This window comes from Chryseobacterium rhizoplanae, assembly GCF_900182655.1.
GTDB lineage: Bacteria > Bacteroidota > Bacteroidia > Flavobacteriales > Weeksellaceae > Chryseobacterium > Chryseobacterium rhizoplanae.
This window is the reverse complement of sequence record NZ_FXTC01000005.1, coordinates 215,045-230,967: the sequence shown is the minus strand read 5'-3', so window position 1 is coordinate 230,967 and position 15,923 is coordinate 215,045. Positions and strand designations below refer to the sequence as shown.

The following is a 15,923-nucleotide window of genomic DNA, read 5'->3' as shown; positions in this document are numbered from 1 at the left end:
ATGGAGCCTATTAATTTACATGAAGTTTTAAAATCAGTATACGAGGAAATGATGCCGCTGTGTGCAGACATGGCTGCTGTTGCCAAAGGAGTTGCAGGATTGGGAGCGTTATTTTATGTTGCCATCAAGGCATGGCAGTCGCTGAGCCGTGCTGAACCTATAGATCTGTTTCCAATGCTCAGGCCTTTTGCTATTGGGCTCTGTATTATGTTTTTCAGCACTTTGGTCTTAGGCGGTATTAATGGTGTTCTCAGCCCAATCGTTCAAGGAAGCCATTCGATGCTTGAAAATCAAGTGTTGGATCTCAATGGGCTGCAGCAGCAAAAAGACCTTTTAGAGAGGGTAGCTATGCTAAGAAACCCTGAAATGGCTTATCTGATTTCCAATGAAGAGTTTGATAAAAAACTTGAAGAATTGGGTTGGTCACCTTCTGATCTGGTTACAATGTCGGGTATGTATATTGAAAGAGAAATGTTTGAGATTAAAAAAAGCATAAGAGACGGTTTCCGTGAATTTCTGGAAATTCTCTTCCAGGCAGCTGCTTTGGCTATTGATACCATACGAACTTTTTTTCTGATAGTACTTTCCATATTAGGACCTATTGCATTTGCAATATCGGTTTGGGATGGATTTCAGACAACATTAACGCAGTGGCTCACCCGCTACATCAGCGTGTATTTATGGCTGCCTGTTGCAGATATATTCAGTTCTATTCTTGCCAAGATTCAGTCGCTCATGATAGAAAGAGACATAGAAATGCTTGCGGATCCTGACTTTATCCCTGATACTTCTAATACAGTGTACATCATTTATATGGTGATCGGTATTATAGGCTACTTTACCGTTCCAACTGTCACCGGATGGGTGATCCAGGCGGGAGGTGGAGGAAACTTTATGCGGAATGTCAACCAGACTGCCACAAAATCAAGCAATATTGCAGGAGCGGCAGCAGGTTCTGCTACCGGTAATATTTCAGGCAGATTATTAAAATAAAAATAGTACCCTATGGAATTTAAAACTTTAAGAAATATTGAAAGCAGTTTCAAACAGATCCGTTTGTTCTCTTTTATTTTTGCTGTTTTATGTTTTGGTGTAATGGGTGTAGTGGTGTTTAAATCCTACCAGTTCGCTGAAAAACAGCGTGAGAAAATTTATGTACTTGATAACGGCAAGTCTTTGATGCTCGCATTATCCCAGGATATGTCAATCAACCGGCCTGTAGAAGCCAGAGAACATATAAGGCGTTTTCACGAACTTTTCTTTACTATAGCGCCGGATAAGAATGCTATTGAGAGTAATGTCAAAAGAGCATTTAATCTCGCCGACCAGTCTGCATATAACTATTATAAGGATCTTTCTGAGAAGGGATATTACAACAGAATGATTTCCGGTAATATACAGCAGCGGATTGAGATTGACAGTGTCATTGCCGACTTTAATCATTACCCTTATCAAGTAAAAACATTTGCAAAACAGTTTATTATAAGATCAAGTAATCTTACAACCAGAAGTCTATTTACCGAGTGCTCTCTTGTTAATTCTGTCCGTTCCGACAGTAATCCTCAGGGATTTATCATAGAAAAATTTACTGTTGTTGATAACAAAGATGTAGAAACTGTTGAACGTTAAAAAACAAAATAATGAAAACAATAATCCACACAATACAATGTTATGCCTTATGGGTAGACAGAAAATGGAAATTTTTGCCCGTGAAACGGCAGAGAATACTTACCAAATTTTTTCTCGTAGGGTACACTGTTCTTACAATTCTGATGATTGTCAGTATATGCGCATCGACAGGAAATAAGACCAATACAATGTTTATCGGTCATGTTAGTACGATTTCAGGTCATGCTGCTTTGAAGAAAATCAGCGAAAATAAAGATTCTGTTAGCCAGATTAAAAAAAAGAACTATAATGAGAGATTCAAATAAAATTAAAATAACGGAAGGTGGGTCACCTGAGACAGAAAATGAATCAAACAGCGTTAAAAAATTAAAATGGGAGAGAGCTAAAAAGCCTGTCATTTATTTTTTAATGACCATGGTATGTGCTTGCTGTTTCTATCTGATTTTTAGACCCAAAGAAAGTGAAATTATTGAAGATTCTGGCTTTAACACAGGTATCCCGCAGGCAAAAGGAGATCAGCTTCAGTCTGATAAGCAGAAAGCTTATGAGCAGGAGCTTTTAGAAAAGAAAAGTGAGGAAAAAAAGAATGCGATGGCAACGCTTTCTGATTATTGGACTGATCAGATTAACGTACATTCTAATGGGAAGCCAGCCAGAGTATCAGATAATACAGGTGGACATTCCTATTCTGATCGGAATGCTCTTAATAGTTATAGGGATGTCCAGAGTACCTTACATTCTTTCTATCAAAAGGATGATCAGCAGGTCAATCATCTTAAGAAAGAAATCTCAAGATTAAAAAATGAAGCTTTACAAAATAATCATCCATCTACAGCATTCGGAATCAATGATCAGCTCGCATTGATGGAAAAATCCTATCAAATGGCTGCGAAGTATCTCCCTGCATCTTCTAAATCGGAAGAGCATACAGGAAAAGTTCAGGAAGATAAAAAACCTGAAGAGAAGCAGATTTTTATAACATCTGCAAAACCTGTCAGACGAAATATTGTTTCATCATTATACAGGGCACTCTATGACAGTTCTTTTGTGGCGGGACTTTATCATAATAGGTTTGAAGGTATTCAAAATGATTCAGACAGGCAGTTCCATTCCAAAAATGCGATCAAAGGCATTATTCATGAAACAAAAGTCTTAACCAATGAAAGTACAATATTAATCAGACTTTCAGAAGCTATGATTATTGGGCAAACAGAAATACCGGCCAGAACACTGCTTACTGCTTCTGGAAAATTTCAGGGTGGAAGACTACAGCTTAAAATATCGTCCATAGAATACAAGGAAAATATTTATCCGGTTGAGATTAATATTCATGATAATGATGGTCAGCCTGGAGTTTACATTCCTTATTCACCGGAACAAAATGCGGTTAATGATATTGTTGCCCATATGAGTCAAAGCTCAGGAACCAATATTATGATGACACAGTCAGCCGGACAGCAGATTAGTGCTGATTTGAGCAGGGGAGTCGTTCAAGGATTATCAGGGTATTTTCAAAAGAGAGTGAGACAGTCTAAAGTCCTAGCAAAGGCTGGGCATCAGGTATTTCTTGTTTCAAAAAATAATTAATTACAAAACCACTACATTATGAATTCAAAAATACGTAATCAAACTTTCATCTTCATTTTTGTATTGCTCATAAGTAAAATATGTGCTCAGGATTCTACAATAATAGATAGTTTACCGGATGAGGCTAAAGTACAGTCATACCGAATTGAAGTTACCTACCAGAAAACTACCCATCTCCTGTTTCCTTCATTAATTCGTTATGTTGACTTGGGGAGTGATCTTCTTATTGCTGGTAAGGCTGAAGATGTTGGGAATGTTCTAAGGCTTAAATCGTCAGTACGTGATTTTGAGGAGGAGACTAATTTCTCGGTAATTACTGAAGACGGAAAATTTTACAGTTTTGAGGTTGTCTACAATTCGAATCCTAATACGTTGAGCTATGATTTTCTGAACTTGCAGCGAATGCAAGAAAAGGAAAATTTCACAGAGGTTTTCTTTGAAGATTTGGGATCAGGAACGGTTGTACAAAGGTTTCTTGAAAACCTGTACCAGTATCCTAAAAGGATCTTTAAACATATCAGTACGAAAAGTTATGGAATTCAGTTTTCGCTGAGATCCCTATACGTTGATGAAGGAAAAATATACTTTGTTATTGATATTAAAAACAGTAGTCCAATGGATTACGAAATTGATTTTATTCAATTTAAAATAGCTGATAAGAGAAGCCTGAAGAGGACTATTGTACAGGATAAGTTGCTTAAACCGATTCGTGCATATCCGCAGATTGACTATGTTTCTCATCAATCTGAAAACAGGATGATTTTTCTGCTGGATCAGGTGAGTCTGCTGGATGGGAAGGTATTGAGAATCGAGATGTTCGAAAAGAGTGGAAATCGTCATCAGAAACTGCAGATAGAAAATGATGATCTTATTCAAGCCAGAGTTTTAAAAGATTTACCCATACAAATGAAGTAAGATGAAAAAGATAATAACTATTATATACCTGTTGCTTATTTTCAGCAACAGCCTGACAGCTCAGCGTATGTTTCCCAACCAAATAGGAGTAGAATTTAATACCGGATTACTGCAGCAGGAAATAATCAAAAATTATTATGCAGGGGTAGGAATGGTTATTCATTCTGGGAAGGGGGATTACAGTACCTACTCATTTGAATACGTAAGGAGGATAATTGATTACAAGGATACGGTTATTTCTGTAGAAACTTACATGGGACTGGGTGGATATAGTTTCAATCTGATATCCGATAGAAGCAGAAATTTTGTGATTAACGCTGCATTATATGGCATAGGCGGATATGAAAAAAATAACAGTGGGAATACGGCATTATATGACGGTGCTCAATTGATTAGTGAATCTTCTTTTATTTATGGTGCTGGCGGTGGATTAAGCCTTGAAACCTACCTGTCAGATCGCTGGGTACTGATTGTTTCCGGAAGAACGAAACTGCTCTGGAACACATCTGGAAAACTACTAAACCCATCTTTGGGAATAGGTATAAGATTTAATTTATAAAAAACAACAATCATATGAATACTATAATAAAAATAACAAGATCTACTCTTTCTACTTTATTTATACTGCTTGTTTTACTGGTAAGTGAACTCGGCCTTTCCTCATGTGCACAGAATGATCTTGAAATCCGGCAGAATTTCCCTTTTGAGATTTCAGTTATGCCTGTTCCTAAGAATATTGCCAAAGATGAATATGTTGAAATTCGTATTAAAATTCATCCTGAAGGTAACTTTGAAGATACTCAATATCATCTCCGATATTTTCAGTTTGAGGGAACAGGAAAATTGCAGTACTACAATACTCAACCGTATTTTCCCAATGATTCTTATAGGCTTTTTGAGAGAGAATTCAGACTGTATTACACATCAACTTCGGACGTTTCACAGTCATTTACGGTGTGGATTTCCGACACTTTCGGAAATGAGAAGAAAATTGAATTTCAGTTTAACAGCAAAAAAGCAAACGGAGAAAGCCATGCCATTGAGTTAATGAATATTTAATTAATGCGTATCCCGGCCGGCTGTAATCTTTTATCAGGATTATTAATAAAGGGAGAAGTATTGTTTTTAATGTTTGCGAAAAGGTGACCAGCCTTCGAAGGCTAATCATCTTTTCGCGACGCCACAAGAATCCAGGTCATTAGTTGGCTCTGGATTCTTATTTTTCAGCAGATTAAGATCATTTATAATAATCCTTCATCTGAGAAAGAGAATGAGTCCGCTGAGGTCATTATACAATGATCCAGCAGATTAATATTCAATAATTGACCTGCTTCTTTTATTTTCAGGGTGATGTTGATATCTTCATGGGAAGGTTTCAGGTTACCCGAAGGGTGATTATGGGCTATGATAAGCGACACTGCATTGCATAGCAATGCACCCTGCATAATAATTCTGATATCAACCAGAGAAGAGGTAATTCCGGATTCTGATATTTTTTGTATTCCTAAGACCTTATTGGCCTGATTCATATATAGGGCGTAAAATGATTCCCTGTAATCGATCTGATCAATATCAAAATGTTCCCGAAAAATATCGCTGGCATCTCTGGAGCTCAGTACTGTTTTTTCACTATTCCCTTTCCTTGTATAGGTCAGTTTAACTTCGTTTACTATGTTAAATTTCATCGTTGGTGCTCTGAATACGGCAGAGACTTGCATTTCCCGTACTTTAATTAAACATTTTTTCAATTTCTTCTCCCACAATTCTGCTCATTCTTTTTATTTTTCAAAAGAAAAACCGGAAAAAAGAAAGCAGCCAGGAAAGGAGGTCAAAAGAGAAGGCAAAAGGAAACTGAATAATGGAAGGGCCCCCTTGGGGAAGTAGTCCGTTATGCGGTAGTCTTTTGACAGGCCAGGCCAGGGATGCCCTCCATACCTTAGCTGCCTTTTTACCGGTTGAATATGAAAAGTTCCATTATATTACAGTAGTAATTATACTATGTTCATTTCCATATAAAACTATGAGTATTGTGAAATACTTATAAGGCAGAAGCTTTACATTTACAGTAATAAGTAGAGAAACTATATTTTTCACGGCGCACTTTGTTGTTTGATAGTAACAGAGGTACTCCTTCTCCATCCAAGGGAAGTCAAAATAAAAAGTGAGAATAGTTTCGTACTGACAGTTTGAAATTACTATTAACAAATATGAAAACAAATGAACATAAAATCAGGAGAGTTCTTGTCTGGACCCTTACGACTATTATCATGATAGCTGCAGGTATTTTTATTTTTAGCCAGATAAGTCCGTGGCCTCGTTCTCTGTTGATCCGTCACGAGCTTAACGAGAATGGCAGACGGCAATCGGAAGAACTTGAACCATTTCTACATTCTGAAATCAGTACTGTGTATGATCTTAATTATAGGGAGAACGATAAAGAGGCTTTACTGGATGTTCATTTCCCTGATTCTATTTCAACCACCGTTGAAAAGCTTCCTACCATTGTGTGGATTCATGGAGGGGGATGGGTTTCCGGGAGCAAAGAGATTGTGGGTAACTACTGCAGAATGTTGGCTGGTAAAGGATATACTGTTGCAGCGATAGATTATTCGGTTGCTCCTGAGTATACTTACCCTACTCCTGTAATTCAGGCTAACGCCGCATTGGATTATCTCAATAAAAACTTTGCTACCCTTCATATTGATTCAGGCTCTATGATCATCGCAGGTGATTCCGGTGGTGCACAAATTGCCGCACAGCTGGCCAACATCATCTCTGAACCTGCTTATGCTGCGAAGTTTAACATTAAATCTGCGCTGAAAAGAGAACAGCTGCGTGCTGTATTGTTATTTTGTGGTGCCTATGATCTCAATGATATCAAGCAAGCTGATTCGCGTGGTCCTGGTAAGGATTTTCTGAGAACAGTATTCTGGGCATATACCGGAACCAGGAACTTTATCCATGATCCTGAAGTAGCAACTGCTTCTGTTGCTGATTATGTTACTCCTGCATTTCCTCCTGCATTTATCAGTGTGGGAAATGCGGATCCTCTGGCTAGCCAGTCTTATATGTTTGCAAGAAAACTTGCACGACTGAATGTTAAGGTTGATACCTTATTTTTTCCCAATAACTATAAACCGCTACTTCCTCATGAATATCAGTTTGATTTTAATAACGCAGCCGGAAAAATGGCATTGGAAAAAGCCACTGCTTTCCTGTCTTCAACGGTTAAAAACAAGAGCAGTAAAAAACAATAAAAAACATGTACCATGAAAAAACTGTCTTTATTATGTCTTCTGATCGTTGTATTTATGAATGCTCAGAGTGTAGAGCTGGTAAATGGTGATTATATGTATACAAAAATAATCAATACGTCAAAAAAGAAAAAAGATATCTATCCGATGTTAAAAAAGTGGCTTACAGACAATTCTCTGCAGTACTTCATCAGAACAGATGATCGGGATCTGGGTATATTGTCTTTTGATGAGCGATTATCCCTGATGCATTATAATGACACCCAATCTACCTTTCCTTCGTTTAACAGTACCTTTGAAATCCAAAACAGAAAGGTAATCTATAAGGCTGGCCATATTGTTTTACAGGACAATTACGGGGGGATGACCAACATCAAAAATGATTATAAAAGCCTTTTGGACAGAATTACGAATTTAACATTGCATATCAATGAATTAAAAGATCAGCTTACCACGGAGAGAGATGAAAAGAGAAGATCTGATATAAGGAAGGAAATTGATATAGAAAACAAAAAGCTAAACCAGAGTAATGCTGTCAAAATAAAATTAACCGATTGTTTTGCAAGGAATGTTGATATGATCATAAAAATGCTGAACCAGAATTAGCAACATTAAAATTGATTAATATTTTTGTGCGTTTTTTGATAGCGGTGTTCTCTCACTATTGATTTTACATCAGTAGCTACTATTTGTAGCTGTTTTTTATATGAATCGACTACCAACTATTGTAGCAGTACAGGTTGTATTAATATTATTTACAAATATGAAAAAAATTGGTATTCCCATTTTTAATTGTTGGGTTGCTGGTAGTAATAGAATTCCATATCTGGTGTATGCATTAAGTATGGGTTTTATAAGTTCTTGCCATCAGCTTAATACTGTTGAGAAGAGTAATTCTGATATGTTATATGTAGGTACTACAGGAGATTATCCTCCATTTACGCTATATGATAGCATTACGCATCAGTTTAGCGGAAAGGATATTGATCTGATGAGACGATTTGGAAAAGACACAGGTCAGGATATTATTTTTTTGAAAACAAGCTGGAAACAGCTGTCGAAAGATATGCAGAACGGGAGATTCAGAATAGCGGTCGGGGGGATTTCTGTAAATAAGGAGAGAGCTCAGTTATTCAGTTTTTCTATTCCTTTACATGTAGACCGCAAAGTGGCACTTTTCAGAAAAGCAGATTATGCACGGTTTACTGACTTTAGAAGTATAGACGAGATCGGAGTAAGAGTCGTTGAGAATATTGGAGGAACCAATGAAAGTTTTGCTAAAAAGAATATTAAGCATGCAACTCTGGTATGGGTTGCCAATAATTCTGAAACTTTCCATCTTTTGCTTTCTGATAAGGCGGATATTATGTTTACTGATGAATCAGAAGCTCAATATCGTAAAGAACTGGAACCCGCACTTTCATGGATGTCACTTGATAAAAAAATCAGTCCTTCTTTTGTAAAAGCTATACTATTTAACAAAAAGGACAGTTTGCTCCGAATACAAATCAATAACTGGCTGAAAAAGCAAAAACAAAATTGATTTTTTTAATGATGTTACTGATGATTATCGGACATTTATTGATTTAAAGAGATCACAGAATGATAAAAAGTATTTGGAAACTATTTTCCTGTTTCTATAATATTTTAGTGAAAGAACTATGTTCATGAGTGATAATATGACTGAATGTGCTTAACTTAAAATGACCGCTTACTAGTCTCTAAGAATTTAGGATAGCGTACAATTTGATATATAAACATAAATTTTATGGGAGTAAACATGGTAAGAAATTTTTATATTCTCTGGATTTTTTATAAAAAATCTTTTTTCCACCCTGCTGCTGTGTACTATCTCTTTGAGTTTTATTGCAAAAAATGATAATGTTGTTCCTATGAATAAGCTTCTTATTGACATTGTGACAAAGTCTTTCGTTTTGCCGGTAATGGTATTTTCTCATCATGAATTTTATATCAAGAACTGAAATTTTTAATAAGTAGGGTGTCAAAGAATAGTAAGGGACTAAACTGTGCTTAAAGTTAATTAAAACTAGATTTTTAACAAATAAAATCTGGAATTTGCTATTCACAATATACCAGCGGCTTTATATTGGATGATTAGGAATAATAAGAGTATAGTTCTATTTTTCTGCCATTGACTCAGTGACCCTTTTATGTTTTCAATTTGTATTTACATTGTAAATATATTATATTTACAATGTTCATTTAAATCTTGAATATCTATGCAGATTAGTACTTTTAATGATTACTACAGTAAACTGACAACCGTTGAGAAAAAAAACAGCCCCAAAGAATTATTCTACAAAGGGGATTTTTCTTTATTGGAAAATGGAAGAAGAGTAGCAGTCGTAGGCTCACGTAAGGTTTCTGAACTTGGCCTGAAAAGAACACATAAGATTGCTAGATTCTTGGTAAAAAACGATATCACTGTTGTGAGTGGCTTAGCAGAAGGTGTTGATTCTATTGCACACAGAACCGCCATCGATTTTCAAGGTAATACCATTGGGGTAATCGGAACACCGCTTAATAAATATTTTCCCATTGAAAATAAGGATTTGCAGGATTTTATTGCTGAAAAACATTTACTGATTTCTCAGTTTCCGGAAAACTATCCCGTAACACCTAAAAGTTTTCCTATAAGAAACAGAACCATGGCATTGATTAGTGATGCTACAATTATTGTTGAAGCCAGTGAGAAGAGCGGAACAAAACATCAGGGATGGGAAGCACTTAGGTTAGGAAGGCAGCTTTTAATCATGGAAAATGTCCTTAATGATAACATTTCCTGGGCAGAAGAAATGCTTAGCTATGGTGCACAAGTTCTGACCCAAGATAACTTTGAATTTCTGATTGAAAGCATTCCTTTTTTAACAACAAAAAGAGAGTATGTCTTTTGAGTTTCTTACCTTTTTGGCATATTCCCCAAGAGGTAAATCTGAGATTGAGATTAATTCACGCACTGTTGCCGGTTCCTGTAAAAATGGTGATGTATATTTCAGTACACGATTAAGCCAAAGATTAAAAGAGGCTGATTTATCCGATTATTTTGAAAGCTCAGCTTTAGTACCTGTTCCCAGAAGTACACCTCTGATTGATGGTGCCGTTTTTCCAGCACAAATTATATGTGAGACTCTTGTTAATAACGGATTAGGGGAGATTGTTGCAAATTGTCTAAACCGTGTACACGCAATACCTAAATCAAGCGGTCAATTTAACGCAGATACCAGAAATACAGTACAAACTCATCAAGATAGTTTAAATGTAAATCCACTGCTTATTGCTGAGCCGAAGATTATTATAGTTGATGATATCCTAACGTTAGGAAGGACCTCCATGGCATCTGCATTAAAGCTTCATAAAGTTTATCCGGATAAAGAAATCAAAATATTTTGTGCTGTAAGAACCAGAGGATGGAAAAATCTGGAGAATATTATAGATATTAGTAAGGGACGTATGCATCTTACCGCTAATGGAGGTGTTCAATTACCAGATTAGTAGCCTGCCAGGAAAGAATAGCGTATAATTATTAGAAAGTTCTAAAATAAGTTAAAACATGTGGGAAACTCAGTTTTGAAGTAATACTTTATGTATTTACATTTGTAAGAAACTATTTTGCATGAATACTGTAAAACTCGGAAATGAATTTGAAGATAAATCATACAATATTATTGAACAGGCATTAAAAAGTAATGAGTTAGGACTTATACCAGAATATTGTAAAATTTACAGGAAAAAGCCCTACTACTCTTTTAGAAGAAAAGCAGATATAATTTTTGACCTGGCCATTGAAGTTACTCCACCAAAAGCTAAGAATCCCACTTTAGTATATTTAATAGAATGTAAAAACTACACAAGCGCAGTACCTGTATCGGATGTTGCTACATTTGCTGAATATATCAGCCAAATAGAAGGTTTTGCTACAAAGGGAGTGTTTATTTCTAATAACCGGATGCAAAGTGGGGCGTTGGCAACAGTTAAATCATATGGAATGATGTTGATTGAGGTAGATGATAATGACTACAACATCCTTTTATATAGAACAGAAAAACTTAAAGAGCAGAATGAAAAGGAAATAGAACTTGATGAGAAAGTTAGAAAACCATTGAAAATGCTATACTTCCTAAAAAAATAGAAGGCCTTAAGCAGCTTTCAACTCAACAAATACAAAATTTAGCAAATACCTTTTTAAATGAGTTTGATAGTTCTATTTTAGCATATGCAACGAAATTGGATCTAAAACTGCTTACCCATTATTTAGAAAGAAAATATCAGCTAAGAATTGAATATGTTAATCTGTTGAATAATGATGGAACAAAACTACTAGGTTATTTTGATTCTCAAAATAATAAAATCTTAATTGACTATACAATCATTGGGACGGAGCGTTTCGCTTTCACTCTGGCACATGAAATTGCACATTTCGTTTTACATAGAAATTTGAAGATAAATCAACTGGTTTATAATAATTTTAAAGATTCGGTTCACAATGTGTTTTCTCAACAGTATGAATTGAAAAATGATAAAAATTGGATTGAATGGCAGGCTAACTGTTTTGCATCTTCAATTTTAATGCCTCATACCTCAATACTTGCAAGGTTAATACAAGTTCAAAGAACAATAGGAGTAAACAGGAATCAAGGATCAATCTATGTTGATCACCAAGAACAAAATAGAAAAGATTTCCACACTTATATAAGTTATTTATCCAATCATTTTGGAACGAGTAAACAAAGTGTTGAATACAGACTAAAATCACTAGGGATTATTAAAACGCCGAAAGAAGTAAAACTTAATTATGCTAGTGACCAAGAAAGAGTAAGACAAGAATCTATTAGAAGAGCGAATGAATTTATGAATAAAAACTTTTATGATTAAAAATTAAATTTTCATTTTCGCAATTACTGAAAACACTTTAACTAATAAATATAGAAATAATTTTTTAAAAGCCGTCCCTATATGTAAATATGAGTAATTTGTTGAATTACAGATTTTTAAAAAGAATATAATGATTATGAAATCTTAATCATTCGTTTTTTTTTCTGCAAATTTATTCAGTTTCATGCTGATAGAGAACATGATATATCTTTTCAGAATCAGATCTTCGCGGTCTTCGAAATAGGAATCTGTGATCGTTCTTTTTATGCTTTGATTTTGATTTAATACGTCATAGATCTTCACTTTTGCCGTAAACTGTTTTTTGTAGAATGAATAGCCCAGACTGGTATTCCAGAAGTAGAAATCTTTTTTAAAGCCTGGAGCAATATTGGAATTGGTGTTATATTCAAAGTCATTTCCAAATACAAATCTGCCCTTCAGTATGTAATTGGTCAGTTCGAGTTTTAGTGACTGATTCTCTGTATTTACACTGGTTACATTGTAATTAGTATAATTGGAGAAACTATATCCAAGTTTATAAGAAGGTTTGATTGTCATTTTATCCTTAATCTCATAGATAAGATTAAGACCCGGATTAAGATTATAAGAGTTGCTGGTAAAAGCCTTTCCGTCAATAAGACCATTATTGTAGGCGTAATTCATTTTGAATGTAGGGCTGATAGTAAGTTTGCTGTTTTTCCATTTCAGGGTTTTACTGAAACCTCCGCCGGCATTGATGCTTTTATTTCCGCTTACGTTGTTATAAGTGACCACTTGTTTTCCTGCATTATCATAGGTGGAAAAATTGACGATGTCATTATTCCTGTACGTAAAGCCAATACTGAAATAATAACTCAGATCTTTTACTTTATTAAAATTGTTGAAATACAGATAAAGATTGTTGGTCCATGTATTTTTCAAATCAGGGTTTCCTTTATAAGTAATCAAGGGATTGGATTCATCTTTATATGGAGTCAGCTGCTCTGCCGTAGGAATTGTGTAATTGGAATAGTTATAAATACTTAAGTTTTTTCCTTCACCCAGCTGATAGTAAAGGTTTAGATTATATTCAGGCAGTATAAAGTTTTTCTGCAGGTCATATTGCTGCCCGTTATAGATGGAGTTTACTTTCATATCCGAAATATTAAGATTCACCGAAGCCCAGAAGTTGAGTTTGTTTTTGTTGATCTGATAGTTGATTTCAGGAGAGATCTGATTGATTCTCTGCTTCATATTATTGGATAAAAGCTGGTTGAATTTAGTATAATCTCCGGTGGTATTATCAAAATCGTTCACATTCCTCGAAACTCTGGCAGACCTGGTTTCATACTTTACTTCAAAGCTTACGCTTGACGAATCGGAAACAGGCTCTGTATACCCGGCACTGAAATTAAAATTGCTGTTCTGATTTTTATTTTGGGCTAATTGATCCCGGTTGTCTACTGTTGTTCCGTTTGGCTGATAGAAGGTATTCTGAGATTGGCTTAGGTTATCTCTTTTAGATTCAGAGATCATACTATTTATATTGGCTGAAATCAAGCGCCCTTTTTTCTTGAATTTTCTAGAGAAATAAATGTAAGGATCAAATGAATTACTTTCCGAATCATTACTTGAGTAAACATTACTTTCATTCAGAAGACCGGCGTTATTTAAAGTGGAAGATCTTGAATTATTAAAGCTAAAACTGCTGTTTTTAGTAAACATCGGAGAAAGATAAATACTGGTCATAGAATCCAGTTTGATTTTGGCTGAAGTATCAAAACTGTATTGCTTAGATTCACTCTCTCCGTTACTTTCAGAATTCGTCTGTAAAGTATACATGGGTAAAAGGGTAGATCTCGAAACTTTCGACCTAGTTTCCGTATTGGAATCTGAATTCATCAGACTGAAAGAATCCAGATCAGCATTCCCCCCCATTTTATCACTATAATTCAACCCTATGATTGTAGAACGTTGGATCCCTTTTATTTCATCTTGGCTATTATAATACGTCATATTTCCTACTGTAGATAGAGATTTTTCCTGCATTATCCACGCATTCCGGCCGTTCCCCATACTGTCAAAAACCTCATCCCTGGAAAATCCCTGTGAATTGATATTATTGGAAGAGGCTAGAATACTTACTTTCGTATCACCTTTAAAATAACTCGCAAGGCCACTTGTTTCATACCGTTTGTCCGATCCATAACCGACAGTAAGTCTTGTCAGTAAACCTTTATTTTTCTTTTCGTCAATATTAAAGTTGATGGTGGTATTCTGAGATTTGGCTGCTTTCCCACTAAGTTCCTCTTCCTTTGTTTTAGTTGTTGTAAACTGAATGTTCTTAATGATATCTGCGGGTAAGTTTTGAAGGGCAATTTTACCATTTTTCTCAAAGAAAGGCTTCCCGTTGATCATGATCTGATCCACTTCCTTCCCGTTGACCGTAATTTTTCCCTCATTGCTGATCTCTACACCGGGAATCTGCTTCAGAAGTTCCTCTATTTTACTGTCAGGACGTACTTTGATTGCTGCTGCACTGAATTCAATGGTATCTTTTTTAATTTTTACCGGTGATGCCGTGAGTTTTATCTCATCAATATTGTTAACAATACTTTGTTTCTCAAGCTGAATATCTCCTAAAGATAAGGAATGATCTATTTTTTCAAATTTTTTCGAATAAGAAAATAATTTATCAGCATCAATTTTAAGGATTGACGGTTCTTTTACATTATCAATCTTCAGAGAGAATTTACCTTCTCTATTAGTGGCTGTATAATTGATGATAGTGGAATCTTTTTCTTTCAAAAGATAGACAGTGGCATTTTCTATCGCTTTCTTCTCAGAATCTGATATTTTTCCGTCAATGTGTAGTTTTTGAGCGTGCAGAATAATGACTGTGAACATCAAAGTAACTAACAAAATAGTTTTCTTCATGACCTATTATTATAATAACAAATCTAAATTGGTTTAATGTAATTCTGTCTTAATCTATAGTCATATCATCACTAATCTGTTGTAGGTTTTTGTTTAATATACAGTGTGTTAATTGATTATGTGTGATAGTTAAGGCGGGCAGAATGCATTCCACATTTTAGGCTATACCAGAATCTGAAAATATTTATGACGACGTATAGTTCAATACCACGAGACAAATATCAACCCGGGGCAGACCACACTGGACAAAAACTCGAACTTAATATTTGAAAATTTTTGACTCTGCAAAGCTACAATTATAATAAAACAAAGCAGAAACTTACTTAATGAAAGTTGATTATCGCCATAAACACCGAGCTTGTTTGACCACTTACTGGCCAGTATAGTGTAATCTTAGATTATCTGTCAAAAGAACATTGAAATGGCTCTTCACATGGAAAGTTTTATTGATTAATTCCTAAAGTAAAATACTACTTTACTCAATAAATGAACAGTTTTTATTTTATTACTTTGGATCCGGTTTTTCAATAACAATGTGTCATGACTAGAAGTTAATCAGTTTGACAATTAGGAAATCGAATATTAGCCCTGTATTATTTTAAATTTCTATACTCGTTGAGTATTTTCCAATTTTTTTTTTGAAATCTTTAAATATATCCGTGAAACATTGACTCCAGATTTTAAGATGATTTTACTTTTTGTTTTTTTTACGGGAAACCGTAATCATTG

General features: G+C 35.1%; 16 protein-coding genes. 14 read left to right on the top strand and 2 right to left on the bottom strand.

The window, feature by feature from the left end; genetic code table 11:
- From traJ to FN817_RS13505, 7 genes are read left to right on the top strand one after another with little or no spacing between them, the layout of a single operon-like run.
- On the top strand, positions 1-993 hold the full coding sequence (gene traJ, locus FN817_RS13535) for a conjugative transposon protein TraJ (protein WP_142718412.1): 993 nt from the start codon (positions 1-3) through the stop codon (positions 991-993).
- Positions 994-1,005: 12 nt separating this feature from the next.
- A complete protein-coding gene (traK, locus tag FN817_RS13530; protein ID WP_142718411.1) occupies positions 1,006-1,629 on the top strand; it encodes a conjugative transposon protein TraK in 624 nt (207 codons plus the stop codon).
- A gap of 11 nt (positions 1,630-1,640) precedes the next feature.
- Complete coding sequence (locus FN817_RS13525) at positions 1,641-1,934, top strand: hypothetical protein (protein ID WP_142718410.1); 294 nt, start codon at positions 1,641-1,643, stop codon at positions 1,932-1,934.
- A complete protein-coding gene (gene traM / locus FN817_RS13520) occupies positions 1,918-3,216 on the top strand; it encodes a conjugative transposon protein TraM (protein WP_142718409.1) in 1,299 nt (432 codons plus the stop codon). Before FN817_RS13525 ends, traM begins: the two co-directional genes overlap by 17 nt.
- A gap of 18 nt (positions 3,217-3,234) precedes the next feature.
- Positions 3,235-4,131 carry a conjugative transposon protein TraN gene (gene traN / locus FN817_RS13515; protein WP_142718408.1) on the top strand — a complete coding sequence of 299 codons (897 nt, stop codon included), beginning with the start codon at positions 3,235-3,237 and terminating at the stop codon, positions 4,129-4,131.
- A gap of 1 nt (position 4,132) precedes the next feature.
- Complete coding sequence (locus FN817_RS13510) at positions 4,133-4,690, top strand: conjugal transfer protein TraO (RefSeq protein ID WP_142718407.1); 558 nt, start codon at positions 4,133-4,135, stop codon at positions 4,688-4,690.
- Positions 4,691-4,704: 14 nt separating this feature from the next.
- Positions 4,705-5,190 carry a DUF3872 domain-containing protein gene (locus FN817_RS13505; RefSeq protein ID WP_142718406.1) on the top strand — a complete coding sequence of 162 codons (486 nt, stop codon included), beginning with the start codon at positions 4,705-4,707 and terminating at the stop codon, positions 5,188-5,190.
- A gap of 182 nt (positions 5,191-5,372) precedes the next feature.
- On the opposite strand, the gene FN817_RS13500 is transcribed toward FN817_RS13505, so the two are convergent.
- Positions 5,373-5,816: a JAB domain-containing protein gene (locus tag FN817_RS13500; protein WP_142718405.1), complete on the bottom strand. Its 444-nt coding sequence runs from the start codon at positions 5,814-5,816 to the stop codon at positions 5,373-5,375.
- Positions 5,817-6,338: 522 nt separating this feature from the next.
- Here FN817_RS13500 and FN817_RS13495 point away from each other — a divergent pair.
- The 7 genes from FN817_RS13495 to FN817_RS13465 all read left to right on the top strand — a co-directional run bounded on the left by FN817_RS13495 (position 6,339) and on the right by FN817_RS13465 (position 12,278).
- Positions 6,339-7,388 (top strand): alpha/beta hydrolase, encoded by a 1,050-nt coding sequence (locus FN817_RS13495; RefSeq protein WP_142718404.1) that lies wholly within the window; start codon positions 6,339-6,341, stop codon positions 7,386-7,388.
- Positions 7,389-7,400: 12 nt separating this feature from the next.
- A complete protein-coding gene (locus tag FN817_RS13490; protein WP_142718403.1) occupies positions 7,401-7,991 on the top strand; it encodes a hypothetical protein in 591 nt (196 codons plus the stop codon).
- 157 nt (positions 7,992-8,148) lie between these two features.
- Positions 8,149-8,928: a transporter substrate-binding domain-containing protein gene (locus tag FN817_RS13485; protein ID WP_167498866.1), complete on the top strand. Its 780-nt coding sequence runs from the start codon at positions 8,149-8,151 to the stop codon at positions 8,926-8,928.
- Between the two features lie 697 nt (positions 8,929-9,625).
- Positions 9,626-10,300 carry a DNA-processing protein DprA gene (locus FN817_RS13480; protein WP_142718401.1) on the top strand — a complete coding sequence of 225 codons (675 nt, stop codon included), beginning with the start codon at positions 9,626-9,628 and terminating at the stop codon, positions 10,298-10,300.
- A complete protein-coding gene (locus FN817_RS13475; protein WP_142718400.1) occupies positions 10,290-10,898 on the top strand; it encodes a hypothetical protein in 609 nt (202 codons plus the stop codon). Before FN817_RS13480 ends, FN817_RS13475 begins: the two co-directional genes overlap by 11 nt.
- 121 nt (positions 10,899-11,019) lie before the next feature.
- Positions 11,020-11,535 carry a restriction endonuclease gene (locus FN817_RS13470; RefSeq protein WP_142718399.1) on the top strand — a complete coding sequence of 172 codons (516 nt, stop codon included), beginning with the start codon at positions 11,020-11,022 and terminating at the stop codon, positions 11,533-11,535.
- Positions 11,536-11,630: 95 nt separating this feature from the next.
- Complete coding sequence (locus tag FN817_RS13465; protein WP_167498865.1) at positions 11,631-12,278, top strand: ImmA/IrrE family metallo-endopeptidase; 648 nt, start codon at positions 11,631-11,633, stop codon at positions 12,276-12,278.
- Between the two features lie 144 nt (positions 12,279-12,422).
- Here the strand turns inward: FN817_RS13465 and FN817_RS13460 are convergent, their stop codons facing one another.
- Complete coding sequence (locus FN817_RS13460) at positions 12,423-15,194, bottom strand: TonB-dependent receptor (protein WP_142718397.1); 2,772 nt, start codon at positions 15,192-15,194, stop codon at positions 12,423-12,425.
- Positions 15,195-15,923: the final 729 nt, after the last annotated feature.